The sequence below is a fragment of the Sanguibacter biliveldensis genome, assembly GCF_033798665.1.
Classification (GTDB): Bacteria; Actinomycetota; Actinomycetes; order Actinomycetales; family Cellulomonadaceae; genus Sanguibacter; species Sanguibacter inulinus.
In genome coordinates this window covers 972,241-998,753 of the sequence record NZ_CP138359.1, presented here as the reverse complement: position 1 = coordinate 998,753, position 26,513 = coordinate 972,241, and the positions used below count along the sequence as shown (strand labels likewise).

Below are 26,513 nucleotides of genomic sequence, written 5' to 3'. Positions count from 1 at the left end.
GCCTCGGCTGCCCTCCTGCCCCGTCCCACGACTCCCGAAGGTGTGCCGGTCGCAGCGACTGCCAGCGACCGCCGAGACGGTGGAGCCTCTACCACAGGGGGTACTCCTTGAGCCCGTCAGGAGTGAAGAGGTCGCGGTCCGGGGTCGGCCACCGCTTGAACAGGAAGTCGACCTCGTACTCCTTCACCCGGGGGTCGCGGGTCTGGGACTCGAAGTGGAACATCGTCGCCTCCCACATCCACAGGAGCCGGTACCCCACGTGGCGCAGCTTTCTCGAGAAGTCGACGTCGTTGAAGCTCAGCGGGAGAGCCTCCGACATCCCTCCGACGAGCTCGTAGTCCTCCCGACGCAGTGCGATGCACGCACCGGTGAGCCCAGAGGCCTCGCGGTTGAGCCGGAGGTCGGAGAACTCGCCGAAGGCGTCGTGCGGCCACCCGAAGTACGAGTGGAAGACCACGTCCTTGAAGTAGATGTGCCCGCCGTGCTGGAGGGTCTTGTCGGGGAACCAGAGCCGTCCGCCGGTGAGGCCGACGTCGGGCTCCTCGAGCGGGGCGACGAGAGTCTCGACGAACTGGTCGCTGACCGCCTCGACGTCGTCGTTCATGAGGATGATGATCTCTCCCGACGACGAGAGGAACCCTTCGTTGCACTTCTTGCTGAAGTTGAACTCGCCCGCGAAGGGCACGAGGACCAGCTTGTCGCCGGCGATCACCTTGAGCTGCTCGAGCACGACGTCGGGCGTCGCCAGGTCGTAGACGACGACGATCTCGAGCAGGGGCATCTCCGTGTGCGCGAGGAGAGACCGGACGGCCTCGAGCACGAAGCACCGACGGTCGCCCCAGACGAGTCCGTCACCACCACGCGTCGGGATGATCACGCTGACCGAGCGGTCGAGGTTCGCCTCCCGCACGATCCTGTAGAGGCCCGGTGCGTCACCGAACTCGGCGACCGCCCGGATGCCCACACGGTCGAGGTGCTCCTGGACAGCCTTGCGTCCCGCCACCCACGCGTAGGGCTTGGCATCGGGGTCACCGGCTGCCGAGCCCGGCACGACCCGCCAGTGATAGAGGACCTTGGGGATGTGCACGACCTCACGGGCGCGCTCCGTCACCCGGAGGACGAGGTCGTGGTCCTGGGACCCCTCGAAACCCTCGCGGAAGCCACCCACCTCGCGCACGAGCGCGGTCCGCAGGACAGAGAGGTGGCTCGTGTACATCTGGTGCCGCAACCGCTCGGGCGACCACGTCGGCTTCCTGAACCTGTCGTAGAAGACACCGTCGTCCCCGACCTTGTCCTCGTCGGAGTACACGTAGTCGACCTCGGGCGTGAGGACGTCGGAGACCTGCTGCAGCGCGTTCGAGGTCACGAGGTCGTCATGGTCGACCAAGACGACCCACTCGCCCCCCACCTCGGCGAGCGCAGTGTTCGAGGCGGCGACGATCCCACCGTTGACCTCGCGCTCGATCACGCGGATGCGGTGGTCCGAGGCGGCCTCGGAGCGCATGAGCGACCGCACAGCATCATCGGGGGAGGCGTCGTCGACGAGGATGAGCTCCCAGTCGTCACACGTCTGGTCCTTGACCGACGCGATCATCTCTCGGAGTGCATCGAGGGGAGGAGCGTAGACAGGCGTGACGATCGAGAACAGCGGGGCGTCACCCGTACGAGGGCTCACCGGCCTCTCCGGATGATCCGCACCGGTGCCAGCGCCGCTCGGCCTATGCGCCACGTCGACGACCTGTAGATGGTCGCCCGGTCCTCGGCCACCTTCCCGAGCTCGGCGTTGAGCTTGCGGATCTTCCTCTCGAGGGCCGGGACCCGTGCACGGCTCGCCGCGTTCTCGGCCTCGAGGCCGATGATGTGGTCCTTCATCGTCAAGAGGCTGTGGCGATCGGCCCGGATGACCGCGGCCTTCTGGGTGTACTCGTCGTCGACAGCCGGCAGGGTGGCGGCCGGACGCACCTGGACGTCAGGACGGGTGTCCTCTGGTGTCCTCAACCGCGCGGTCACCACGAACTGGTACGCGTCGGCGTACGGTCGGCTCCGCACCCAGTCGACCACCTCGGGCGAGAGCACTCCCGAGGGGATGTGGATCTCGGTGGCCAGAGCGTCGACCACGGTGCTCCGCGCAGACTCGAGGACGTAGCCTGAGTCCCACAGGAGGTCCTGGAGCGTCTCGTACGTGAAGAAGCGGATGTGGGTGGCGTCGAGGAGACCGCGGTCAGCGTAGTTCCAGCGCCCGGCCAGCAGCGCGAGCCGCACGCTGCCGTGGGCCACGTTGGGGATCGACACCACGACCTTCCCGCCGGGAGCGAGGAGAGACGCGGCGGACCGCAGCGCAGCTGCGGGGTCGAGGAGGTGCTCGAGGACGTCGCCGAAGACGACGGTGTCGAAGGAACGCCCCGAGAACGCGTCGGCGAGCGTCACAGCGTTGAGGTCGGCGACCACCAGCTGGTCCAGGTGAGCACGGGCAGCCTCAGCAGCCTCGGTGGAGTACTCGATACCGCTCACCGTGCAGCCGTTGCGACCGAGCGCTTCTGCCAGGTAACCGGTCGCGCACCCCACATCGAGGACCGTCTTGTCGGACCCCACCTCTTCGACGATGAGTGTGTGACTGATGTTCGCGTCGGACGAGTCCACCACGGCTTCGTATACGGTCACGCTCAAGGCTCCCTGGGTCGAGGCACCGAGCGCAGATCACCCCCGGTCTGTCCACAGGATACCGTCTCGCGCCCCGCCGACCAGATGCGTCCGGTGGACCTTCGTCAGAGAGGACGGAGCGCCTCTGCACGTCGTCGGCAGGAGATGCGGCCAGATGTCGACCGTTCTGTAGGCTTCCACTAGTCAATCCCGCCCAGGAGGAACCCTCATGCGTCTGCTCGTCACCGGCGGAGCCGGCTTCATCGGCTCGAACTTCGTCCACCAGACCGTCCGCGAGCGTCCGGACGTGCAGGTCACGGTCCTGGACGCGCTCACCTACGCGGGCGACAAGACGTCCCTCGCGCCGGTCGCCGACAAGGTCACCCTCGTCGAGGGCGACATCACGGACGCCGAGCTCGTCGACCGCCTCGTGGGCGAGTCCGACCTCGTGGTCCACTTCGCGGCCGAGTCGCACAACGACAACTCGCTGTCGAACCCGTGGCCCTTCGTCCAGACGAACCTCATCGGCACCTACACGCTGCTCGAGGCCGTCCGCAAGCACGGTGTGCGCTACCACCACATCTCGACCGACGAGGTCTACGGCGACCTCGAGCTCGACGACCCTGCGAAGTTCACCGCCGACACCCCGTACAACCCGTCGAGCCCCTACTCGTCGACCAAGGCCGGTTCCGACCTGCTGGTCCGCGCGTGGGCCCGCTCCTTCGGCATCCAGGCGACGATCTCGAACTGCTCGAACAACTACGGGCCGTACCAGCACATCGAGAAGTTCATCCCGCGTCAGATCACCAACCTCATCGACGGCATCAAGCCGCGCCTCTACGGCAAGGGTGAGAACGTCCGCGACTGGATCCACGTCGAGGACCACAACTCGGCCGTGTGGGCGATCATCGAGAAGGGCCGCATCGGCGAGACGTACCTCATCGGCGCCGACGGCGAGAAGAACAACCTCGAGGTCGTCGAGACCCTCCTCGAGATCTTCGGCTTCGCCAAGGACGACTTCGACCACGTCAAGGACCGCCCGGGCCACGACATGCGCTACGCGATCGACTCCTCCAAGCTCCGTGACGAGCTCGGCTGGGAGCCGGCGTACACCGACTTCCGCTCCGGCCTAGAGGCGACCGTCGAGTGGTACAAGGCCAACGAGGCCTGGTGGCGCCCGTCGAAGGACGCGACCGAGGCGAAGTACGCCGCAGCCGGTCACTGACCGCACGGCCTTCCCCGCTCCCTGAGGGGCGCGGAGAGGGCAGCCAGGTACGACGAAGGGCCCCGGTCACCCGGGGCCCTTCGTCGTACCTCTGTCTCCACCACGTCGTGGTGGGCCGCGTCCGGACCTGGCTCGGACCTGAGGACCGCTGTCGGACGGTCAGACGCCGGTGACCGCGGTGCCTTCGCCGATGACCACCCGCGGCACCCCGGCCCAGACGGCCGGGTCGGTGATGCGGCGGCCGTCCACGATCAGCCGCAGCCCCGGCACCTGCGCAGGGGTCAGCGTCGAGTACTCCGCGTGGTCGGCCTGGACGATCGCTACGTCGGCGGACTCACCGTAGGAGTACGCGTCGAAGCCGTGCGCCGCGAGCTCGTCGTCGCTGTACAGCGGGTCGTGGACGACCACCCGCGCCCCGCGGGCGCGGAGTGCCTCGACCGTCGCGAAGACCCCGGAGAACGCGGTCTCCTTCACTCCCCCGCGATACGCGGCACCGAGCACGACGACGCGCAGCCCGTCGAGCGACCCGAGCAGGCTCTCGGCCTGCGCGACGACGCGCTCCGGCACCGCGGCGTTGACGGCGCGCGCCTCGCGGACGATCGACGCGTCGGGGTCGACCGAGAGGTACAGGCGCGGGTACACCGGGATGCAGTGCCCGCCGACGGCGATGCCGGGACGGTGGATGTGGCTGAAGGGCTGGGAGTTGCACGCGTCGATGACGGAGTACACGTCGATGCCGACCTTCTCGGCGAAGGCGCCGAACTGGTTGGCGAGGCCGATGTTGACGTCGCGGTACGTGGTCTCGGCGAGCTTGGCCATCTCGGCGGCCTCGGCCGACCCGAGGTCCCACACGCCGTTGGCCCGGGCCAGGTCGGGGCGCTCGTCGAAGGTCAGGACAGACTCGTAGAACTCGCGGGCGCGGCGCGCACCCTCCTCGCTCAGCCCACCGATGAGCTTGGGGTACTTGCGCAGGTCGGCGAACACCCGACCGGTCAAGACACGCTCGGGAGAGAACACCAGGTGGAAGTCCGTGCCCTCGGTGAGGCCGGAGCCTTCTTCGAGCATCGGCTTCCAGCGGCCGCGGGTCACCCCGACCGGCAGGGTGGTCTCGTAGGAGACGAGCGTGCCGGCTGTGAGGTGCTCGGCGAGCGACCGGGTGGCGGCGTCCATCCAGCCGAAGTCCGGTGCGGCCGTCGCCTCGTCGACGAAGAGCGGCACGACGAGGACGACGGCGTCGGCTCCGGGGATCGCGTCGGCGTAGTCGGTCGTCGCACGCAGGCGGCCCGCAGGGACCAGCTCGGCGAGCTTCTCGGCGAGGTGCGCCTCGCCCGGGAACGGCTCGGTCCCGGCGTTGACCAGGTCGACCACGGTCTGGTTGACGTCGACGCCGACGACGTCGTGCCCCTGGTCGGCGAACTGGACGGCCAGCGGGAGACCGATCTTGCCCAGGGCGACTACGGCGATGCGCATGCAACATCCTCACGACGAGCGGCTTGGCCCTGCGCAGGACGGCAGCAGGGCTCCCAGCAGGATACTGCTGCGCACCCTCCGGGCCTCATCGGGCCTGCGCACCCTCGGGGCTGCGAGGCTGCGCAGGGCTGCAGGAACCTCCGGGCGTGGGCGTAGGCCACGACGGCCGCTGCGTCGCAGCAGCGGCTCCCCGGTCGCGACGGCCCCCGGCACTCTGGCTCAGACGAGGACCGACGCCGCCATGAGCCGGAGCGGCGCCTCGCGCGCCGCGATCCTGCGCAGATCCCGCGGGACGAGCGTCGCCGGACGGCCGTGGCGTCGCCGGGCCCGCCCGAGAGCGAGCATCTCGTCCACGGGGACCGACACATCGACGACCGCGTCGAGGACCGCCCTGTCGGCCCGCGACAGGACGGCTTCGCACCCGGGGGCTGCGTCGAGGACAGCCGCTGCGACGCGGGCCAGCGACGCCCGCTCGACACCGTCCCAGAACTCCGCCTCGCGGTTGCCGAGGACGCCGAACACGTGGATACGCAGCATCTTGGTGCAGACCGCAGCCCGTTGCCGCGCCGCGAAGCCGTGGAACCAGTCGGCCTGCACGATCCGCAGCACGAACTCGAGCTCGTCTGCCACGGGCCGGGAGACGTAGGTGATCCGGTCACCGGCATCGTCCTGGACGAGGTAGGCCGGGCCGCGCCTGTCGAAGGCGATCGGGGCGCCGCTGAACCAGAGCCGGGTCACGACCTCGACGTCCTCGCCGACCTCGAGCCCCGGCGTAAAGCGCACGGCGAGGCGGTCGAGGGTCGCTCGCTCGATCAGCCCGAGCGGTGCGGACCTGTAGCTGAGGCGGTCCCGCACACCGTCGAGCCCTGTGCTGCGGAACGGTCTCGCCGGTGGCGTGGGGACGACAGCACCCGTCCCGGCCCCGCCGGCCCCCGCGTGCGCGAGCCGCGCGACGACGACGGCTGCTCCGGTGCGCCTCTGGAGGGCGACCCACGAGTCCAGCGCCCCCGGGGCGAGCCTGTCGTCCGACCCCATGACCGCCACGAACCGTGCGGTCGCGGCGTCGAGCCCGAGGTTGAACGGCCCGGCTGGGCTCCGGGTGCCGTCGCTCAGCGCGAGCACCCGCACGCTCGACCAGGGCGGCACGACCACGGACTCCAGGTTCGCCTGGACGAGCGCAGGTTCCACGTGGTGAGCGACGACCGTGACCCGGACCGGCGTGCGGCAGTCGAGGGCCGACGCCACGGCCCGCGCGACGGGACGCTGGGCGGTGTGCACAGCGATCACGAGGTCGACCACAGGCTCTGTGCCGTCGGCTGCGCCCGCATCGTCCGGGCTCGAAGACCCTGTCGGGCTCATCGGCTGCGCTCCTGGACCGCGAGCGCGTACGCGTCGGTGTAGCCGCGCTGGACGGCCTCGGCGGAGAACCTGTCGCCGATCGTCCCGGCGATGTCCTCGGCGCTCAGACCAGCCGTCGCTGGGGCTACCCGCTGGACTGTCGAGGCGTAAGCGTCGACGGTCTGCTCCGCGACGAGCGCTCCGACGTGCGGCTCGATGTACTCGCCCTGACCGCCCGTCGCCCCGACGACCACGGGGCGCCCGTGCACGAGCGCCTCCGCAGCCGAGACGCAGAAGTTGTCCGCCTTGGTGGGAAGGAAGAACAGGTCGGCGGCGTCGAGGGCTGCGCCGACGCCGGCTGTGTCGACCGACCCGAGGAGGGTCACCTCGTCGGAGACCCCGAGGCTGGCCGCGAGCGCCAGCACGTCGTCGTGCAGGGGTCCGCTGCCTGCCCAGGTGAGCCGCGAGGCCAGGCCGCGGCGCCCGAGCTCCGCGACCACCTGGACGGCCAGCAGCGGGTCTTTGCGGTCGACGAGCCCGCCGACCCCGACGAGCTCGAGCGGGCGCCCCTCGAGCGGCCGGCGCGGTGCGAGGTCGTCGACGGGCGGGACGATGCAGGGCACGAGGGTCGTCGGTCCTCGCCGCACAGCGCGGACAGGTCGCGCGAGATAGTCGCAGACGGCGGTGACGACGTCGGGACGGCACAGCAGCTGCTTGAGCCCTGGGAGCGCGAGCCGCCAGGCGCGAGGCAGCGTGGAGGGGGTGGTCAGACCGGACCAGTGCTCGGTGTGCACCCAGGGGCGGTCTGGACGCCGGACCGTGAACGGCAGGAGCGTGGGGAACGCCATCGTGTGGACGAGGTCTGCGCGGTCGATCAACGGGTCGAGGGCCCGGCGGGCGGCTGCCACCTGTTCGGGGCGCTGGGGCGACATGACGAACCTGCGGACGGTGATCCCGTCGCGGTCGACGGTGTCGGCGCCGCCGGCCTCGACGGTCGAGCGGTCGGCCAGGTGCGGTGCGACGAGGTGCACGACCTCGACGTCGTCGTGCCGGGCGATCGCCCGGACGTCCTTGTCGACGAAGGTGCCCATGGTCGGGGAGGCGTCGCTGGGGAACCAGGTCGTCACGGCGAGGATCTTCACGTCGGCGACGCTACCAGCGAGGGCGAGCGTCGAGGCCGGTCGTGCGCTGCTCGGCGCGGGACCGGGACTGCTCCCTGCGTAGACTCGTCGACCGTGAAGATCCTCTCGGTCGTCGGCGCCCGTCCGCAGTTCGTCAAGCTCGCCCCGATCGCGCACGCTGCGGCCGCGCGCGGCGTGGAGCACGTGATCGTGCACACCGGTCAGCACTACGACCCGATGCTCTCGGACGTGTTCTTCACGGACCTCGGCATCCCGGCGCCTGACGTGCACCTCGGCGCCGGGTCGGGCTCCCACGGTCAGCAGACGGGTGCGATCCTCTCGGCGATGGACGCGGTGCTCGAGGAGGCACGCCCCGACTGGGTGCTCGTCTACGGAGACACCAACTCGACGCTCGCCGGGACGCTGTCGGCCGTGAAGATGCACCTGCCCGTCGCTCACCTCGAGGCAGGCCTGCGCTCCTTCAACCGCGCGATGCCCGAAGAGCACAACCGTGTGCTGACCGACCACGCCGCCGACGTGCTGCTGGCCCCGACCGAGGTCGCACGCCAGCACCTGGCTGCAGAGGGGCTCGCGGACCGGACCGTCGTGGTCGGTGACGTGATGACCGACGTCCTGCACACCGTGCGCGACTCGCTCACCGGCGCCCCTGCCTCGGTGCTCGCGACCGCCGGTGTCGAGGCCGGCGAGTACTACGTCGCGACCATCCACCGGGCCGAGAGCACCGACGACCCTGAGCGTCTCGCGGAGATCGCGCGCAGCCTCAAGGCGCTCGACAAGCCCGTCGTGCTGCTGGCGCACCCGCGGCTCGTGGCCCGCTCCGAGTCCTTCGGCATCGACTGGTCCGGTGGGTCGGTGCGTCTGCACGCCCCGCTCCCCTACCCCGAGCTGCTCGCTGCGACCATGTCGAGCGCGGGTGTCGTCACCGACTCGGGCGGCCTGCAGAAGGAGGCCTTCCTGCTGCGCGTCCCGTGCACGACCGTGCGCACCGAGACCGAGTGGGTCGAGACGGTCGACCTCGGGTGGAACGTCCTGGCGACCACCGCGGAGGAGATCCTCGCAGGCGTCCAGCGCCCCGCGCCGACGCCGACCGACGCGACGCCGTACGGCGACGGACATGCGGCCGAGCGAGTCGTCGAAGAGCTGCTGCGCCGTACGCACGGCTGACCTTCAGGTCTCTTCGCCGGCATCGCCGCATCACCCGACCCGGCTTTCCGTCACCTCCTCGTAGACCTCGCGACCCTGTCGGCCCCGTCGATCTCGCGGCCAGACGCCCCGCAGCCCACACCGGCCACGGGGCGTCTGTCGTCCCCAGACGAGCGCCGGTTCCTGGAGGCACGGGTAGGGCCTCGGGTTTCGAACGCATGTTCGACATGATTCAGGAGTCAGAGCCGGTGGGACCACCACCGGCACCCACACCTGAAGGAGTGAGATGAACGATCTCCACAGAGCCGCGGCGACAGCCGTCCTCGCGGCAGCAGGACCCTGGGGCGGCCACAGCAACGGGAACATCCCGCTCTCAGCACTCACCACGCTGAGCTGGGCACCAGGACACCGACTGCGCAGCGACGCTGCCGCAGCGTTCGAGTCGCTCAACCAGGCCTACCGCGCCAGGTTCGGGACCAGCATCTCGATCACGGACTCGTACCGGACCCTCGCCGCACAGCAGCACCTCTACGAGACCAAGGGCCCAGGCCTGGCAGCCGTGCCCGGCACCTCCAACCACGGGTGGGCCCTCGCGGTCGACCTCGGCGGAGGCATCAACAGCTTCGGCACCGCCCAGCACGTCTGGATGGTCGCCAACGGCCCCGCCTACGGATGGATCCACCCCACCTGGGCCCGCCAGGGCGGCGGCCGCGAAGAAGCCTGGCACTTCGAGTACGACGGAAACACCACACCCACACCACCTACGGAGGAAGACATGCCACTCACCGACACCGACATCGCCAAGATCTGGGCCTACAAGAACGCCGCGATCAACGGCACCCGCGACGTCTACGGGGTCGTGACCGACACCCGGAACCAGACGGCTGCAGTCTCCCGTGGGGGCAAGGACGTCAGCCTCCGCCAGGAGATCGCCGACACGAAGACGGCTGTCCTGACCCTCGTCTCCGACATCTGGGGCGTGAAGCCGACGGGCACCTCGACCTTCGGCGAGATGCTCATGCACATCAAGATGCGCCTGAGCAACGGCACCGCCCCCCAGGCGGCTGGTCTGTCGGAGGTCGCCGACCTGCGCAAGGAGATGCTCGCGGGCTTCGCGGAGATCAAGAAGTCCCTCTCCGCCTGACGTTCTCCCGGTGCGCCCAGCCGCCCGGCAGGCGCACCGGGCAGCTCTGCCTCTCACTGCCTTGGTCGGCGGATCGCTCGAAGAGTCACTCCTACGACGGTTCGTGCAGGAGCCTCTCGACGGCGTCGGTCCACCCCTGAGACTGGACCTCGGCCGAGAGCTCCCGCGCGTTCGTGGCAGACGCCTGCCGCCACCGCCCCACGGCGGCAGGCGAGAGCTCGTCCAGCACCGCGGCGAACCCCGCTGCGGTGAAGTCGGCCGTCACCGCACCGAAGCCCCGCGCCTCCACCTCACGAGCCATCTCCGGGCTCGGCCCGACGATGACGCCGAGCCGGGCCTGGACGTAGTCGAAGAACTTGTTGGGCAGCGTCCACTCGTAGTTGATGTTCACGGGCGGGAGCACGAACACCCCGACGTCGTAGCCGTTGAGCGTCCGCATCAGGTCGCGGTACGGCACAGGGTCCAGCACCCGCACGCGCGTCGACCCCGCGCACCTGGCGCGAAGCTCGTCGCGATACGCCTCGTCGTTGGGCATGAGCAGCAGGTCGAGCGTCACGGGCGTCGTGGACTGCTCGACGCCGTCGATCATCACCTCGAGATGCCTGTTGCGCTGGGCGTTGCCCGAGTGGACCAGCCTGATCGGCGAGCCCACCTCGCCCGGAGCGAGGTCTGCGTACGGCGCGGCGTTCGTCACCACACCGACCGGGAACCCGAGCTCCCGGGTGTACCGCTCCGCGATGCCCTGCCCGACAGTCGTCACCGACGCCGCCCTCGACACGAACCTCCGGCAGATCCACCGGATGTACGGCGCCACGAACCAGCGCCATCGCGGCAGCTCGCTGTTCTGCCCAGGGGCGTACTCGTGCAGGTCGGCGTGCACCCCGCGACGCGGTTGGAGGGACAGCGCGAGCGGGACCGTGTCGACGTCGTCGGCGAGGACCGCGTCAAACTCCCCCACGGGCAGCACGCTGCGTGCGTAGGCGACAGCGGCGTTGCCCCAGTAGACGCGCGAGTACTGCCGGGCCAGCAACCATCTCGGGTCTTTGCGCCACGCGAGCAGCTCGGCCGGGACCTCGTAGTGCCTCACGACGCCCTCGGGTGCCGGACCGTAGCCGCAGGTCGTCACGTCGTAGCGGTCGGCGAAGAGCCGCACCTGCTTGAGGACGCGCGCGTCGTCGGCGATCGGCGAGAACGACAGGACGAGCAGCGACGGGCGACTCACGCGGCACCTCCCTCGACGAGCGCGTCGACTGCACGCTCCCACCCGGCGACCTCGATCTCGGCCGAGAGCTCCCGGGCGCGGGCGTGCGCCGCTGCCTTGAAACCTCCGACAGTGTCGCGGTCGAGGGAGGTGAGCACCTCCGCGAGCGACTCGACCGAGAAGTCGGGCGACACGACCCCCACCCCCCACTGCTCGACGCGCCCCGCCATCTCGGGCGACGGCCCCACGACCACCCCGAGCCGCGCCTGCACGTAGTCGAAGAGCTTGTTCGGCAGCGACCACCGGATGTTGAAGTTGACGAAGGGGAACACCGCGAGCCCCACGTCGTAGCGGTTGAGCGTCTCGACCAGCTGCGCATAGGCGACAGGCTCGTGGAACCTGACGCGGCCGCGAGGGTCGGCGGCGGCGCGCTCGCGCAGCTCGAGCAGGTGTGCGGGGTCGTTCGGCATGAGGAACAGGTCGAGGGTGACGTCTGCAGGGGTCGCGTGGACCGCGTCGACGAGCAGGTCGAGCCGACGTTTGCGCTGCGCGACGCCGCTGTGGACCAGCCGGAGGGGTCCTTCGTCGACCGTCGGCACGGGGCCCGGCTCGAGGTCGTGGAACGGCGCCGCGTTGGTCACGACCCCTGCCTCGATGCCGAAGACCCGCCGGTACTCGGCCGCGATCCCGTCGGCCACCGTGGTGACCGACGCCGCACGCGTGACGTACCGGCGGCAGATCCACGCCTTGTACGGCGCGATCCGCTTCTTCCACGCCGCGTTCTCGTCGTGCTGGGCCGGTGCGTACTCGTGCAGGTCCGCGTGCACGCCGTAGGTCGGCGCGAGACCCACCGCGACGGGGACCGCCTCGACGTCGTTGGCGAGCACCATGTCGAAGCGCCTGCCGCGCAGCGACCGTCGTGCCCAGGCGACCGCAGACGTCGACCAGTACGCCCTGCTGTACCAGCGGGCGGTGATGAGCCTGCCGTCGACGTCGGTCGCCGAGAGCCCGGCCGGCACCTCGACGTGGTCGACGACGCCCGCAGGAGCCGGCCCGAAGCCGCAGGTCGTCACGTCGTAGCGGTCCTTGAACAGCTCGACCTGCTTGAGCACCCGGGCGTCCGCGACGATCGGCGAGAAGGACAGGACGAGCAGAGAGGCTCGGGTCATGGTGACTCCGTCCGAGGTCGGCGGGTGAGGGAGGCGTAGCGCTCGGAGAGCTCGGCTGCGCTGCTGGCGATGCTGCGGTGGGCGACCGTGAAGTCGCGCGCGGCCTGGGACAGGTGCCGCCGAGCAGTCGGGTCGAGCCGGAGGATCTCCCCGACGGCCCCCGCGAGCGCCCGGGTGTCACGCTCGGGGACGAGCGTCCCGGTGGTCCCGTCGTCGAGCATCTCCGGCGCGCCGCCGCTCGCGTAGACCACGGCGGGGACACCGCAGGCCTGGGCCTCGAGCGTCACCAGACCTGCTGCCTCGCGCCACTCGCCGTCCTGCTGCGTGGGCAGGACGAACACGTCCGCCCGGCGCATGGCGTCGCGGACGCCGGCGCGGTCTCGCATCCCCTCGAGGGTGATGTGCGGGTGCTCGGCGACGGCCGCACGCACGAGGGCCTCCTGAGACCCGGCGCCGACCACCCGGAGCCTGTGCGGGACGCTGCGTGCGAGGTCGACCGACGCCGCGAGCGCGTCGGCGACCCCTTTACGTCGTTCGAGGGCCCCGAGGAACAGCACCTCAGGGAGGTCGTCGCGCACGCTGTCGCGCGGTACCGGCACGTCGAGCAGCTGGTCACCGGTCGCCGGTCGCGCCTCGGTGCCGTCGGGGCCGGCCGGTGTGAAGAAGTCCGTGTCGACGCCCTGGTAGTGGACCTCGATCTTCTCGGCAGGGTACCCACGACGGACCGCCTCGCCTGCCAGCCATCCGCTCACGGCGAGCAGGGTCGTCGCGCGCTCCCCGCAGGTGCGCAGGTTGCGGGCCGTCACCCACGTCCAGAAGTCCCGGACCGCGTCGGACCGGCGGAACACGTCGTAGCCGTGGAGCGTGGCGACGAAGGGCACCCCCAGGTCGCGGGCGGCGCCGGAGCCCGCGAGGCTCCACGTGCCGAAGTGCTGGTGCACGAGGTCGGGCGCGAAGTCGCGCACAGCCCGGCGCTGCCGTCGGACCGCGGCGAAGGCCGCCGCGCTCCCCCGCAGGCCCGGGACCCCATAGGGGGTCGAGGTCTCCACGAGCGGCGCGACAGCAGGGTCGTCGACCTCGGCCGAGAGCGCGAAGAGGCGCCCGTCGACGTCGGGCATGTGCAGCAGGTGGTTCACGACGAAGTACGTGGGCGGGATCCGCACGGGTCCCGTCGTCACCGCGACGCGCGTCACCGCCAGAACCTGTCTGCCGCGTAGTACCGCAGCGTGCTCTCGCGGTCGAGAGCACCGAGCAGACCGGCAGGACCAGGTGGGAGCAGGCGCGCGAGCCGGCCGGACCGGGACCTGGCCGACGCAGCGGCGACGAGGGACTGCGGGGTCGAGGCAGGGTCGAGGCAGGCGTCGAGGACCAGCCGGTCCGCAGCCGAGAAGGGGCGCAGCACCCGCGGCGCGACGGCGACGAGGCTGCTCACGACGTCGCGCAGGTAGTCGGCCTCGCCGTCGGCCCAGAGGTCGACGGCGTCGCGCCGCCCGACGTTGTCGAGGACGTGGATGCGCAGCACCTTGATCGCCACAGCACGCTGGTACGCCCGAGGGAGCCTGGGGAACCAGTCACGGGCCAGCAGCGCCGTGTAGGGCGCCAACGACACCGCGAGCGGGCGGACCGTCGTGGTCACCCGAGTCTGGGCGTCGACACCCACCACGTACGCCGGGTCGTCCCACGCGAGGTCGATGCGCTCGGCGAGGTCCCACAGGCGCACCGTGAACGCGATGTCTCCGCCCACCTTCATGCCCTCGTCGAGACGCAGCCCGAGGTCCCCGAGGGACTCCCGACGCATGAGCCCGAGCGGGGCCGTGCGGTACGCCATCCGGTCCTTGACGGCGTCCAGCCGGGTCGTCCGGCGGGGACGGACGCGCGGGGTGTTGATGGGCGCCCCGCCCTGCATCGTCATCCGGGCGAGGACCATCTCGGCACCCGACTCCTCTGCACGGGCGTGCCAGGCCAGCAGCGCACCGGGCTCGAAGAAGTCGTCCGAGCCGATGATCGTCACGTAGGGCGCCGTCGCCGCGTCGATCCCCGCGTTGTACGGACCCGACGGGCTGCCGAGGCCGTCGCGCACCTCGAGCAGGCGCACGGAGCCACCGAGGTCGTCGGGGAGCACGGCGGCGACCTCGGACGCGTCGAGCTCGTGGCACGCGACAGTGACGCGCAGACGCCCGTCCGCGACGACCCGTCCCTCGGGCAGCGCGAAGACCGACCGGACGGTCCGAGCCACAGGCCTGCTGAGGTCGTGCAGCGCGACGACGACGTCGACGAGCGGGGCGGGTGCTCCCGCAGCGTCGAAGCCCCCGGCCGCCACGAGCCGAGCGGTCACGACCGGCCCGGACCTTCGAGCGCCGCGACGGCCAGCCGGAGGAGCCCGTCGACCTCGTTCTGCCAGGTGAGGGTCCGGGCCGCAGCAGCCGAGGCCGCACGGTACGTGCCGGCGTCCGCGATGACGGCGGCGATCGCGTCGGCGGTGGTCTGCGCGTCGTCGATGTCGAAGACCTGGCCTGCACCCGTCGCGCTCACCACCGAGGCGATGTCCGGCAGGTCCGAGGCAGCGACGGGCAGCCCCGCGTGGATCGACTCGAAGAGCTTGTTGGGCAGGCTGAACCGCTGGTTGAGCGTCACGGGGCGGCTGAAGATCACGGAGGCGTCGGCGTCGCGCAAGGTCGCGGGGACCTCGTCCGACGGCACGATGCCGACGAAGTGCACCCTGTCGTCCAGTCCCGCCGCGGCCACCCGGGCGTCGAGCACCGCCCTGTAGGCCTGAGATCCGCGTCCGAGGAGCACGAGGTGCGTCGAGGGATCGAGCAGCTCGAGAGCGTCGAGGGTCTGCTCGATCCCGCGGTTGATCGTCACGGCACCGCAGTAGGCCACGACCCGCGTATCGGCGCCGAGCCCGGCGAGCTCGCGCAGGCGGCCCGTCGCAGCGGGGTCCGAGACCACGGGCGCCGGTCCCACCGGGACGTTCCGCACGAGGGTCGGGGCTGCCGCGAGCCTCAGCTCACGGTGGAGCCAGTCGACGATGCTGCCCGACACCGTCGTCACCCCGGACGCACGCGGGGCGAGCCGCTTCTCGACCCAGGCCTCCCACCGACGAGCCACCGGCCGAGAACCCGCCTTGACACGCGCGGTCCAGATCTCGTGCGCGTCGAAGATGTACGGCGTCCCGAGGGATCGACCGGCGAGCCACGCGGGGAGCAGGGTGTCGGCGTCGTTGGCGTGGACGAGGTCTGGCCGCCAGCCCCGCAGAGACCGGACCGCGCGCAGCTGGAAGGAGCCCAGCCGGACCGTGTAGTGCATCCGCATCCACAGGCCGACCACGCGTGCCTTGAGACCGGCGGGGACGGCAGGCGTCGAGCGCGGCGTGCTGTGGGTCGTCGACCCTGCCGACGGACCGAGGTCGCCGTCCTGAGGGCTGCGGGTCTGGGCGGTCGCCTCAGTCCGCGCGTCGCTGGTCGTCGGAGCGGTCGGCCCGGCCGTCACCGATCGTCGGGAGCCTCGACGGAGAGCACCGCGGGCCCGGGCCACGACCTGGCGAGCCGTGCTGCCCAGCCGTGGCAGCGTGTGGTCGAGCTCGACCAGGGGCAGCCGCTCGACCTCGATCCCGCCGTCGAGGACGGTCAGGCCCGGCTCCTTCCCCTCGAAGGTCCCGAAGGCCACGACCCGCACCGCAGCGCCGGCGGCGGCATAGCTGTACGCCGTCTTGAGCACCCGGGTGTCGACCGAGAAGTCGTTGTAGACGAGCAGCGCGACGCGCGGGGCGCGCCCGTCGACGCTCGGCAGCTGGCGCAGGTTCTCGAGCCTCACAGGATCCCTCCGTCGACCTCTCCGGCCAGCCCGGCGAGAGCCGCCTGGGCTGCGAACTCAGGGACCGCAGCGACGAGCTCGTCGAAGGTCCCCCGGGCGACGATCCGCCCGTCTTTCATGAAGCACACCTGCTGGCTGGTCCGGATCGTCGAGAGCCTGTGGGCGACCGAGATCACCGTGATCTCCCCCGCCAGCTCGGCGATGGCCTGCGACACGTCCGCCTCCGTCTTGGTGTCGAGAGCGCTCGTCGCCTCGTCCATGACGAGCACGAGCGGGTCGACGTAGAGGGCCCGGGCGATCCCGATGCGCTGGCGCTGCCCACCCGAGAGCGCCATGCCCCGGTCGCCGATCCGCGCGTCGAGACCACCCTCACGGGCCTCGATCACGTCGAGCAGCTGGGCACGGCGCAGCGCGTCCCGCACCCGCTCGCGGTCGTAGTCCTCGGTCCACGTCAGGGCGACGTTCTGCGCGACGCTCGCGTCGAAGAGCGAGACGTCCTGCGGCACGTAGCCCACGCGTGAGCGCCAGGCCGCGAGGACGTTCTCGAGCGGCTCGCCGTCGAGCTCGATCTCCCCCTCCGACGGCACGAGCAGTCCGAGCAGGATGTCCACGAGGGTCGTCTTGCCCGAGCCTGACGAACCGACGAGGGCGAGCGAGCTGCCCATCGGCAGGGACAGGTCGACCCCGGTGACCGCAGGGGTGCTCGAGCCCGGATAGGTGAACTGGACACCGCGCAGGTCGAGGCTCAGCGGCTGGTCGGCGATCGGGTCCTTGCCGACCCGCTCGGCGTTCTCGATGTAGGACTTCGACGCGGTGATGTCGTTGATGACGGCCCGCACGTGCGGGATCGTCGAGGCGGTCTGCGTGACCACGGCCTGGAAGGCCGTGAGCGCTGGGACCATGCGGAAACCGGCGACGCCGAAGAAGGCGACGGCGCTGATCGCTGCGGCCTCGCCGCCGGTCGCGTAGGTCACCGCTCCGATCAGCAGGAAGCCCCCGACGAGCGCAGCCTCGAGCACGTAGCGCGGGAGCCCGCCGAGGAACGAGAGGTTCGACCGGGCCCGCGTCGTGTGGAGGCGGTTGGCGTGCACCACCCGAGCCACCTCGGGAGCCTGCCCCCGCAGGGTGATCTCCTTGAGGGCGCCGACCATCTCGGTCATGAGGCTCGCAACCCTGAAGGAGTAGTCCCGGTTGACACGTCCGGCGATCAGCGCACGCTTGGACACCCCGAAGTACAGCGTCCCGGCGATGACGCCGAGGTACAGCAACGTGATCCCGGCGGTGAGCGGCTGGACGATGATGAGCATCGTCAGGACCGCGAGGAAGGTCGTCACGAGCGACGGGAGCGTCGACACCGGGAGCAAGAACCCCGAGGTCGCGTTGGCGATCCCGACGTCGGCGAGCCGCACGAGCTGCGCGGTGTTGCGCTTGAGCCGCTCGGTCCAGGGGGCACGGATGTAGGCGTCGAAGAGCTGGTCCCCGATCTCGAGCTCGTAGACCGCGAAGCGTCGGGTCGCGACCCACTGGAGCGCCACAGCGACGACTCCCTTGAGCACGATGAGCAACGAGATCGCCGCGAGCACCCAGACGACAGAGTCGCGCTGGATCTCGCCGACCAGGGGCAGCGGGATCCCCGAGCCGTCGGTGTCGACCATCGCCGCGAGGGTGATCGCGAGCAGACCGAGCGCGGCGATGTCGAGGAGCGCGAGAGCGCTCGTGGCGACCACGTAGAACCCCAGGAAGCGTCGCGCCTTCGCCGGCAGCAGAGGCAGCACGTCCTGCAGGGTGCGCCAGATGAGTTTCACTGTGCTGGGGTCCTTCGGGTGAGGGCTGGTGGCCGGGGCTCGCTGTCAGGTGGGACGCCCGGCCGTCGACCAGACGCTGCGACGGAGGCGGTCGAGGCACGGTCGGAGCCCCACCATGGTCACACGCCGCTCAGTCGGGTCGGGTCGCAGACCGTACGACGGCGGCTGCGAGGTCGCCGGCCCTCTCGGACGACGCGTTGCTCCGGACCCACTCTCCGAGACGCCGCCGGGTGCCAGCGTCCGGACCGCCCGCGACGAGCATCGCCGTCATCGCCGCAGCAACCTCCTCGACGTCGTACCCGGTGACGGTCCCGAGCGCGTTCTCGCTGATGACGGGTCCCGCCGGCCCAGGTCCGGCGTACAGCACCGGGGTCCCGCAGGCGACGGCCGCGAAGACCTTGGTCGGGAAGGCGAAGTCGTAGCCCTGGCCAGGGCGCAGGCTGACGAGCGCACCGTGCGCTCCTCGGAGCCACGCGGCGGCGCCCTCGGGTGGCGCGGCCTCGACGAAGGACACGGCTCCGGTGCTCTCCGGCCCCAGACCGAGCCCCTCGGCTGCCGCTCGCATCGCGGGCCACGCGCTGCCCTGACCGAGGAACACCACGCGGGCGTCAGGGACGGTCTGGCGGACGCGGGCGAGGGCGTCGACGAAGATCTCGGCCCCCTGCCACTCCGAGGCGGTCCCGGCGTACAGCAGGTAGGGCGCACCGTCGGCCTGCGGCTCGACGGGCCCGTCCGGGGTGAAGACCTCGGTGTCGGTGCCGTTGCGCACCACAGTGATCCGGGAGTCGTCGACGCCGAGCACCCGCAGCCTGTCGGCCACGCCCTCGGACACGGCGACGGTCGCACGGGCACCCCGCAGCGCCCAGCCCTCGAGAGCCGTGAGCAGCCGGACGACCACGGGAGGTGCGCCGGTGCTGGCGGCTGCGTCGGACCAGACGTCCGCCGCGTAGTAGACGTAGGGGACGCGGCGCAGCGCGCAGACCGCGCGCACGACCACACCTGTTGTGGGCGGCGGCTCGCTCACGACGACGTCAGGCCGTCGCGCGACGAGCAGGCGCAGGACCAGCGGCAGGTCGAAGCTCATGTACTGGACGTAGCCGCGCACCACACCGGTGGTGTCACGCAGCACGGGCCAGCGAGACAGCGTCACGCCGTCGGGCAGGTCGACCCCTGGGCCTGTGGGCGCGGTCCGAGCCACGGCGTCGGTGGGCCGGACCGTGAGGACCGAGACCGTCGCCCCGAGCCGGCGCAGCGCTCCGGTCAGCGCCCACAGACGGAACGACGCCGCCGCCGGCTCGGGAGCGAAGATCCTGCTCGTGAGCACGACGTGCGGACGTCGTCTGTCTGTGTGCCGTCTACCCAAGGTCGATGCTCTGCCCAGTGCGGGCTGACTCGACCATCGCCTCCGCGACGCGCAGGGTCTGCAGGCCCTGCTCGAGCGTGACGATGTCGTGACGGATACCCAGGACGGCGTCACGGAACGCCTCGTGCTCCACGCGCAGCGGCTCCCGCTTGTGCAGGGCGAAGCGCACGACGTCACCCTCGGAGACACCGCGGAACGCCGCGATCGAGTCCCAGGCCGTGGCGATGGTGCCGTTGGCGTAGAAGGTCAGGTCGGCGCTGCCGGTGTCCACGACGAAGGCGCCGCGCTCACCGGTGACCACGGTGACCCGCTCCTTCATCGGGGAGAGCCAGTTGACCGTGTGGTTGACGATCACGCCGTTGGCCAGGCGCCCTGTCGCGAGCACCATGTCCTCGAACTCGCGTCCGCTGCGGTGCGCAGTCTGGGCCGAGATCGACGCGTAGGTGCTCTGCGCGACCCAGGCGGTGAGGTCGATGTCGTGCGTGGCGAGGTCCTTGACGACGCCCACGTCGGCGATGCGGGCCGGGAACGGGCCCTGGCGCCGGGTGACGATCTGGTAGATCGCCCCGAGCTCGCCCGCGGCGAGGCGTGCGCGCAGCTCTTGCAGCGCCGGGTTGAAACGCTCGATGTGCCCGACAGCCCCGACCAGCCCCGCCGAGGCGAAGGCGTCGACGATCCGCTGCCCGGCCTCCCCGGTGCTGGCGATCGGCTTCTCGATGAGCGTGTGCACACCCGCCTCGGCGAGCGCCAGGGCGATGTCCTCGTGGTAGACCGTCGGCACGGCCACGACAGCCGTGTCGATGCCCGCCGCGATCAGCGACTGGATGTCTGGCAGCACCTCGAGGCCGCCGGCCACGCCGTGCGGGTCGCCCGCAGGGTCGGCGACGGCGACGAGGTCGACGCCCTCGGTCTCGCGCAGGACGCGAGCATGGTGACGCCCCATCGCCCCGAGTCCGATGAGCCCTGCGCGCAGCGTGCGCTGTGCGCTCATCAGGAGCCCGCCTTGACCGTCGCGGTGACCGCGGCGACGACGCGCTCGAGGTCTGCGTCCGTCAGCGAGGGGTGCACAGGGAGCGAGATGACCTGCTGGGCCGCCTCTTCGGTCCGCGGCAGGTCGAGCCCGGGCGCGTAGCGCGCGAGCGAGGGCAGACGGTGGTTGGGGATCGGGTAGTACACACCCGAGCCGACCTGGTGCTCCTCGCGCAGCGCGGTGACGATGCGGTCGCGGTCCTCTGCGACGCGGATCGTGTACTGGTGGTAGACGTGCACGGCGCCCTCGCGGACCGTCGGCACCGTGACCCCCTCGAGCCCGGCGAGACCGGCGTCCAGGTGCGCGGCGTTGGCCTGGCGCTGGGCAGTCCAGCCCTCGACCTTGGTCAGCTGGACGCGACCGATCGCGGCGTGCAGGTCGGTCATGCGGGCGTTGAAGCCGACGACCTCGTTCGCGTACTGCGTCTCCATGCCCTGGTTGCGCAGCAGGCGGATGTTCCGCGCGATCTCGTCGGTCGCGCACGAGACCATGCCACCCTCGCCCGAGGTCATGTTCTTGGTCGGGTACAGGCTGAACATCGCGAAGTCGCCGAAGGCGCCCACAGGCGTCCCGTGCAGCTGCGCACCGTGCGCCTGGGCCGCGTCCTCGTACAGCGCGATGCCGTGCTCGTCCGCGATCACGCGGAGCTCGTCCATCGCGGCCGGGTGCCCGTAGAGGTGCACGGGCATGATCGCCTTCGTGCGCTCCGTGATCGAGGCGCGCACCGAGGCGGGGTCGAGGCAGAAGGACACAGGGTCGATGTCGGCGAAGACCGGGGTCGCCCCGGTGAGCGCGACGGAGTTCCCTGTCGCGGCGAAGGTGAAGGACGGGACGATGACCTCGTCGCCCGGGCCGACGCCTGCAGCGAGAAGGCCGAGGTGGAGCCCGGAGGTGCCAGAGCTGACGGCGACGCACTGGCGTCCGCCCACGAGCCTGTCGGCGAACTCGACCTCGAAGGCCTTCACCTCAGGGCCCTGGGCGACCATGCCGGAGAGCAGCACACGGTCGACCGCGGCCCGCTCGTCGTCCCCGATGATCGGCTTTGCTGCTGGGATGAACTGAAGGCTCATCGTGTCACGACCTCTCTCAACGTCTCGTCCTCGTCAGCCTGGTACACGCGCCCCGTGACCGGGCAGGACCATCGTCCGTCGCCCTCGTCCACCAGGGGGTGGCCCGCGTGCCCGACCCAGCCGCGCTGCTTGGCCGGGACGCCCGCCACGATCGCGAAGTCGGGGACGTCCCGCGTCACCACGGCTCCGGCGGCCACCGTAGCCCACGCGCCGATGCGCAGCGGTGCGACGCAGACCGCACGGGCTCCGATCGACGCACCGGTCCCGACGTCCACACCGACCGCGTGCCAGTCCGAGGTGTCCTTGATCGAGCCGTCAGGGTTGACGGCCCGGGGGTACTGGTCGTTGGTCAGGACGGCGGCCGGGCCGACGAACACGCCGTCGGCGAGGGTCGCGGGCTCGTAGACCAGGGCGTAGTTCTGGATCTTGCAGTCCGAGCCCACCTGGACCCCGCTGCCGATGTAGGCACCGCGTCCGACGACGCAGCGCTCGCCGAGCGTCACGTCCTCACGCACCTGCGCGAGGTGCCAGACCTGCGACCCCTCGCCGATCGTCGCCCGCTCGTCGACATCCGCGGACCCTGCGACCTTGACGCCCATGCACCGTTCCTCGTCATCTCGAGAGCGCTGTCCCACCTGGCGTGGCGCCCGTCGTGAGCCTATCGGAGGTCAGATGGGAGAATGTCGCCATGCAGGCACCTGACTCGCCCTCGGCCGCACCCGGCCGCGAGCGCTACGCCGACGACTGGCTCGTCGTCCCTCTGTACAACGAGGCGACCGTGGTCGCCGAGGTCGTCGCCGGGGCGATCGGCACGTTCCCCAACATCGTCTGCGTCGACGACGGCAGCACCGACGGCTCAGGGGCTGCAGCCCGTGCCGCCGGGGCCACGGTCCTCACGCACGCCGCGAACCTGGGCCAGGGGGCCGCCCTGCAGACCGGGATCTCCTTCGTCTGCGAGCAGCCGGGCGCGCGCGTGCTCGTGACCTTCGACGCGGACGGGCAGCACCAGGTCCAGGACGCCGCAGAGATGGTCGACCTCATCGCCTCGGGCGAGACGTCGATCGTCTTCGGCTCACGGTTCCTCGACGGCCGGACGAAGCCCGGCCTGCTCAAGCGCACGATCCTCAAGTTCGCGGTGTGGTTCACCAAGCAGAGCACCGGGATGCGGCTGACCGACGCCCACAACGGCCTGCGGGCCATGACGGTCCAGGCCGCGCGCGGCGTGCACCTCCAGCAGGACCGTATGGCTCACGCGAGCGAGATCGTCCTCCAGCTCGGTCGGACAGGTCTGCCGTGGCGCGAGCACCCTGTCCACGTCCTCTACACCGACTACTCGCGCGGCAAGGGTCAGTCGATGTGGAACTCGGTCAACATCCTCGTCGACCTGCTCTTCAAGTAACCCTCCCCTCCCCGCTGCTCATCCAGCCCCCCCCCCCCGACCGAAGGAACCTCATGGGCGGACAGTCCGTGCTCATCCAGCTGATCCTCCTGGCAGCCGTCGCCGTCGTCGCCGTGCTGCTCACGCGGTCGACCGCCGGGGCACGTCACCAGGCGATCCGCCGGCTCGCCCTGGCGGCCTTCGTCGCGGCAGCCGTGCTGTCGATCGCCTTCCCGGTGTGGCTCTCGCGCGCGGCGAACTTCGTGGGTGTCGGTCGAGGGACAGACCTGCTCCTCTACGCCCTCGTCATCGCCTTCCTCAGCTCGATCGCGACGAGCCACCGCCGCATGAACCAGATGTCGCGCCAGATCACGCTGCTCACGCGGGAGCTGACGCTCTCCGAGGCGCGTGGGTCCCGCACCACCACGGCCGCCAGCAGCCCGGCAGCGTCCGCCGCGTCCGGCCCGGCAGAGGCTACGGGTGAGGTCTGCGACCCGCCCGCGAGCCGCTCAGCCACGACGGGTACGACGGCGTCGGCCCCGGGCCGCGCGTCTCACGGGGCGTCGGAGCCCGAGGTCCCGTAGTCTCCTGCCAGATCTGGGGAACCCTTCTCCACAATCCCTCCACCCTGCGGGCGCTCGGGCTTCTCCACGCCGGCGACCCCCCGCCCTAGGATGACTCATCGTGACCTCACCTGACTCCCGGACGCGAGCCGCTCGCCGAGCCGACGCCAGCCCCGCACGACGCGAGCGCCCGGCGCACGCCCGTCCCGCGCGCCGGCACAACATCGGCAAGGTCGTCGCACTCACCCTCGTCGGGGTCTTCGCCTTCACGGGCACAGCCGCAGGGGCCCTGTACTACAAGCTCGACCACAACATCGAGACCGTCGACCTCGAGGCGCTCACCGACGAGTCCGTCCGTCCCCCCACGGCCGAGCCCGACCCCGAAGACCCGAACGGCGGGGTGGCGCTCAACATCCTGCTCATCGGGTCGGACGCCCGCAACGGCGAGAACGCTGCGATCGGCGGCGAGGCCGGCGGCATGCGCTCCGACACCACGATGGTCATGCACGTCTCTGCGGACCGGACCCGGGTCGAGGTCGTCTCGATCCCCCGTGACAGCCTCGTGGCGCTGCCCTCCTGCGAGACGACCAACGGCACCGTGTCCGCGAAGTCGAACGCGATGTTCAACTCGGCCTTCGCAGCAGGCTGGGACACCGGCGGTGACATCGAGTCGGCCGTGAGCTGCACCCGCAGCGCCGTCGAGTCCTTGACGAACGTCCGCATGGACGGGTTCATGGTCGTCGACTTCACGGGCTTCGAGAAGATGGTCGACGCGATCGGCGGCGTCCCGCTGTACCTCGACTCCGAGATCAACTCGCCGATGGCGGACCTCTACCTGCCCGCAGGTCAGCAGACGCTCAACGGGCAGCAGGCACTCGGCCTCGCCCGGGCTCGCAAGGGCGAGGGGCTGGACGGGTCTGACCTCAAGCGCATCGACCGCCAGCAGGACCTCCTCAACGCGATGGCCTCGACGGTGCTGTCCAAGAACCTCCTCACCGACACCCCCGCGCTCATCCAGTTCCTCAACTCGGCGACCTCGTCGCTGACCGTGAGCAACGAGTTCTCGAGCATCACCGACCTCGCCGGTCTCGCGCTCTCGCTCAAGGGCGTCTCGATGGACAGCATCGTCTTCGAGACCGTGCCGATCATGGACGCCCCGTCGGACAAGAACCGCGTGGTGTGGACGAGCGCCGCCGAGGACGTCTGGGCCAGCATGGCGGCCGACGTCCCGATCCCGCAGTCCGAGACGGCCTCGAGCACCGGGATCCAGACCCCCGGAGCAGCCGAGGCGGCCGACACGGCAGACGCACCGGCCGACGGCACCGCTGTCGTGGTTCCATGAGCATCACGACGACTCCCGAGGCGCTCCGCACCCCGGCACCGCCGACCGACCGACCAGCCACCTGACCGGGAACTGAATGTCACCCGACACCACGCCCCCTCGGCGGACGCCTCCCCCGAGCTTCACGCCGCAGTCCGGACGCCCCACGCGCCCGTCGGTCCGCGATGCCGCGATCGAGGTGCCGGACACCGGCGAGCAGGCACAGTCGGCTGCCCCTGCCGTCCGCGCGCGCCCGAGCACGAACGCACCGCAGGCCGGCGCGTCGGGCCGCGTGCCCGCGCGGGTCCCCCGGCCTGACGACGCACGGTCGTCGATGCGCCCCGTGACCCCGACGACGCGACCAGCAGCAGGTCCTGACCGCGCAGCGGCCAGCAAGACCCCGACGAGCGGCACCGGGACCCCGGTCTCCTATGCGCCCGCCTCCCGCACCGCGCGCCCCGGGGCGACAGGGGCCGCCCGGACTGGGACGCCGCAGCAGGCTCCAGCCCAGCGCGAGCCTGCGCGCCCGGCGTCGGCCCCGCCGCGGACCGCAGGGTCGCGTCCCGCCGGAGCACCGCCCGTCCGTCAGCCCGCCGGGCACGGCACACCCCCCTCGTCCCGGCCTCCGCTCAAGCAGCCAGCAGGATCCCGTCCTGGCGGTCCTGGCGGTCCTGGCGGTCCGGGCGGTCCCGGTGGTCCACGCGGTGCCGTCGTGCCCGAGGCCGGCCGCAGGCGCCCGCGCTGGCGTCGGATCGTCGGCCTCGGTGCCGCGGTCCTCCTCGTCTGCGTCATCGCCTGGCCCGTCGGCCTCGCGCTCTGGGCCAACGGCAAGATCAACCACATCGACGCGCTCTCGAGCGCACCCGAGACATCGGGCACCACCTATCTCCTCGCAGGCTCCGACTCGCGCGCCGACGGTGCGATCGGCGAAGACGGCACCGAGGGGGCACGGACCGACACGATCCTGGTGCTGCACGTCCCGGACTCCGGCCCGTCGTCGCTCATCAGCCTCCCGCGCGACACCTACGTCGAGATCCCGGGTCAGGGCGCCAACAAGCTCAACGCCGCGTACTCCTGGGGCGGTGCGCCGCTGCTCGTCGAGACCGTCGAAGGACTCACCGGCATGAAGGTCGACCACTACGTCGAGGTCGGCCTCGGGGGCGTCGAGGAGATCGTCGACGCTGTCGGCGGTGTCGAGCTGTGCCTCGACTACGACGTCAACGACCCCAACAGCGGACTCGTCTGGACTGCCGGGTGCCACACGACCGACGGCACCATGGCCCTGGCCTTCTCGCGGATGCGCTACTCCGACCCCCAGGGCGACATCGGGCGCGCCGAGCGTCAGCGTCAGCTGATCTCTGCGGTCAGCACCAAGCTCCAGGACAAGACCATCGTCTTCAAGCCGGCGTCGCAGACCGCGCTCATCAGCTCCGGCCTCGACGCCGTGACCGTCGACGAGTCGACGAACATCGTCGACCTCGGACGTCTCGCCCTCGCGTTCCGCAACGCGAACGGGGCCGGCGGCGTCACCGGCACCCCGCCGATCTCCACGATCGACTACAGGCCGGGCAACGTCGGCTCGTCGGTGCTGCTCGACCCTGACCTCGCACCGAAGTTCTGGCAGGACGTGCGGGACGGCACGCTCGCCCCGGGTGTCGTCGGCGGACTGCCGAAGTAGTACCTGCGGGGCCAGCC

The 26,513-nt window shown here is 71.1% G+C and carries 22 protein-coding genes; 7 read left to right on the top strand and 15 right to left on the bottom strand.

All coding sequences use genetic code 11. The features are described from left to right. Positions 1 to 88: 88 nt before the first annotated feature. On the bottom strand, positions 89 to 1,675 hold the full coding sequence (locus SANBI_RS04295; RefSeq protein WP_319159278.1) for a glycosyltransferase family 2 protein: 1,587 nt from the start codon (positions 1,673 to 1,675) through the stop codon (positions 89 to 91). Continuing rightward, positions 1,672 to 2,661 (bottom strand): class I SAM-dependent methyltransferase, encoded by a 990-nt coding sequence (locus SANBI_RS04290; protein ID WP_319159276.1) that lies wholly within the window; start codon positions 2,659 to 2,661, stop codon positions 1,672 to 1,674. The genes SANBI_RS04295 and SANBI_RS04290 overlap by 4 nt, the downstream gene beginning before the upstream one ends. Before the next feature lie 208 nt (positions 2,662 to 2,869). Here SANBI_RS04290 and rfbB point away from each other — a divergent pair, with 208 nt between their 5' ends. Further along, positions 2,870 to 3,865 carry a dTDP-glucose 4,6-dehydratase gene (rfbB, locus tag SANBI_RS04285; protein WP_319159274.1) on the top strand — a complete coding sequence of 332 codons (996 nt, stop codon included), beginning with the start codon at positions 2,870 to 2,872 and terminating at the stop codon, positions 3,863 to 3,865. Between the two features lie 159 nt (positions 3,866 to 4,024). On the opposite strand, the gene SANBI_RS04280 is transcribed toward rfbB, so the two are convergent. From SANBI_RS04280 to SANBI_RS04270, 3 genes are all read right to left on the bottom strand, one after another. After that, the gene (locus SANBI_RS04280) at positions 4,025 to 5,335 is read right to left on the bottom strand and encodes a nucleotide sugar dehydrogenase (protein ID WP_319159272.1); all 1,311 of its coding nucleotides are present in this window, start codon (positions 5,333 to 5,335) and stop codon (positions 4,025 to 4,027) included. A 219-nt stretch (positions 5,336 to 5,554) separates the two neighbouring features. Beyond that, positions 5,555 to 6,694, bottom strand: a complete 1,140-nt coding sequence (locus SANBI_RS04275; RefSeq protein ID WP_319159270.1) for a glycosyltransferase — start codon at positions 6,692 to 6,694, stop codon at positions 5,555 to 5,557. Continuing rightward, positions 6,691 to 7,815: a glycosyltransferase gene (locus tag SANBI_RS04270; RefSeq protein ID WP_319159268.1), complete on the bottom strand. Its 1,125-nt coding sequence runs from the start codon at positions 7,813 to 7,815 to the stop codon at positions 6,691 to 6,693. The genes SANBI_RS04275 and SANBI_RS04270 overlap by 4 nt, the downstream gene beginning before the upstream one ends. 93 nt (positions 7,816 to 7,908) lie before the next feature. Between SANBI_RS04270 and wecB the strand changes: the two genes are divergently transcribed. Together wecB and SANBI_RS04260 are read left to right on the top strand one after the other, a co-directional pair. Next, the gene (gene wecB, locus SANBI_RS04265) at positions 7,909 to 8,979 is read left to right on the top strand and encodes a non-hydrolyzing UDP-N-acetylglucosamine 2-epimerase (RefSeq protein WP_319159266.1); all 1,071 of its coding nucleotides are present in this window, start codon (positions 7,909 to 7,911) and stop codon (positions 8,977 to 8,979) included. A 265-nt stretch (positions 8,980 to 9,244) separates the two neighbouring features. Next, positions 9,245 to 10,102 carry a M15 family metallopeptidase gene (locus SANBI_RS04260; RefSeq protein WP_319159264.1) on the top strand — a complete coding sequence of 286 codons (858 nt, stop codon included), beginning with the start codon at positions 9,245 to 9,247 and terminating at the stop codon, positions 10,100 to 10,102. 91 nt (positions 10,103 to 10,193) lie between these two features. On the opposite strand, the gene SANBI_RS04255 is transcribed toward SANBI_RS04260, so the two are convergent. From SANBI_RS04255 to SANBI_RS04210, 10 genes are all read right to left on the bottom strand, one after another. Continuing rightward, a complete protein-coding gene (locus tag SANBI_RS04255) occupies positions 10,194 to 11,324 on the bottom strand; it encodes a glycosyltransferase family 1 protein (protein WP_319159263.1) in 1,131 nt (376 codons plus the stop codon). Next, positions 11,321 to 12,472, bottom strand: coding sequence for a glycosyltransferase family protein (locus SANBI_RS04250; RefSeq protein ID WP_319159261.1), 1,152 nt, complete (start codon positions 12,470 to 12,472; stop codon positions 11,321 to 11,323). The genes SANBI_RS04255 and SANBI_RS04250 overlap by 4 nt, the downstream gene beginning before the upstream one ends. Continuing rightward, positions 12,469 to 13,665, bottom strand: coding sequence for a glycosyltransferase (locus tag SANBI_RS04245; RefSeq protein ID WP_319159259.1), 1,197 nt, complete (start codon positions 13,663 to 13,665; stop codon positions 12,469 to 12,471). The genes SANBI_RS04250 and SANBI_RS04245 overlap by 4 nt, the downstream gene beginning before the upstream one ends. Further along, on the bottom strand, positions 13,662 to 14,807 hold the full coding sequence (locus SANBI_RS04240) for a glycosyltransferase (RefSeq protein ID WP_319159257.1): 1,146 nt from the start codon (positions 14,805 to 14,807) through the stop codon (positions 13,662 to 13,664). The genes SANBI_RS04245 and SANBI_RS04240 overlap by 4 nt, the downstream gene beginning before the upstream one ends. Then, positions 14,804 to 16,288, bottom strand: a complete 1,485-nt coding sequence (locus SANBI_RS04235) for a glycosyltransferase (RefSeq protein WP_319159255.1) — start codon at positions 16,286 to 16,288, stop codon at positions 14,804 to 14,806. Before SANBI_RS04235 ends, SANBI_RS04240 begins: the two co-directional genes overlap by 4 nt. Further along, the gene (locus SANBI_RS04230) at positions 16,285 to 18,093 is read right to left on the bottom strand and encodes an ABC transporter ATP-binding protein (RefSeq protein ID WP_319159253.1); all 1,809 of its coding nucleotides are present in this window, start codon (positions 18,091 to 18,093) and stop codon (positions 16,285 to 16,287) included. The genes SANBI_RS04235 and SANBI_RS04230 overlap by 4 nt, the downstream gene beginning before the upstream one ends. 130 nt (positions 18,094 to 18,223) lie before the next feature. Beyond that, on the bottom strand, positions 18,224 to 19,417 hold the full coding sequence (locus SANBI_RS04225) for a glycosyltransferase family 4 protein (RefSeq protein ID WP_319159251.1): 1,194 nt from the start codon (positions 19,415 to 19,417) through the stop codon (positions 18,224 to 18,226). Between the two features lie 31 nt (positions 19,418 to 19,448). Then, positions 19,449 to 20,447, bottom strand: a complete 999-nt coding sequence (locus SANBI_RS04220) for a Gfo/Idh/MocA family oxidoreductase (RefSeq protein WP_319159249.1) — start codon at positions 20,445 to 20,447, stop codon at positions 19,449 to 19,451. Next, positions 20,447 to 21,556, bottom strand: coding sequence for a DegT/DnrJ/EryC1/StrS family aminotransferase (locus SANBI_RS04215; protein ID WP_319159247.1), 1,110 nt, complete (start codon positions 21,554 to 21,556; stop codon positions 20,447 to 20,449). The genes SANBI_RS04220 and SANBI_RS04215 overlap by 1 nt, the downstream gene beginning before the upstream one ends. Then, positions 21,553 to 22,155, bottom strand: coding sequence for an acyltransferase (locus SANBI_RS04210; RefSeq protein WP_319159246.1), 603 nt, complete (start codon positions 22,153 to 22,155; stop codon positions 21,553 to 21,555). The genes SANBI_RS04215 and SANBI_RS04210 overlap by 4 nt, the downstream gene beginning before the upstream one ends. 89 nt (positions 22,156 to 22,244) lie before the next feature. Here SANBI_RS04210 and SANBI_RS04205 point away from each other — a divergent pair, with 89 nt between their 5' ends. From SANBI_RS04205 to SANBI_RS04190, 4 genes are all read left to right on the top strand, one after another. Further along, a complete protein-coding gene (locus tag SANBI_RS04205; RefSeq protein WP_319159244.1) occupies positions 22,245 to 22,955 on the top strand; it encodes a glycosyltransferase family 2 protein in 711 nt (236 codons plus the stop codon). A gap of 53 nt (positions 22,956 to 23,008) precedes the next feature. After that, positions 23,009 to 23,518, top strand: coding sequence for a DUF2304 domain-containing protein (locus SANBI_RS04200; RefSeq protein ID WP_319159241.1), 510 nt, complete (start codon positions 23,009 to 23,011; stop codon positions 23,516 to 23,518). 100 nt (positions 23,519 to 23,618) lie between these two features. After that, positions 23,619 to 24,839, top strand: a complete 1,221-nt coding sequence (locus tag SANBI_RS04195) for an LCP family protein (protein ID WP_319159239.1) — start codon at positions 23,619 to 23,621, stop codon at positions 24,837 to 24,839. A 76-nt stretch (positions 24,840 to 24,915) separates the two neighbouring features. Beyond that, positions 24,916 to 26,496: an LCP family protein gene (locus tag SANBI_RS04190; protein WP_319159237.1), complete on the top strand. Its 1,581-nt coding sequence runs from the start codon at positions 24,916 to 24,918 to the stop codon at positions 26,494 to 26,496. Positions 26,497 to 26,513: the final 17 nt, after the last annotated feature.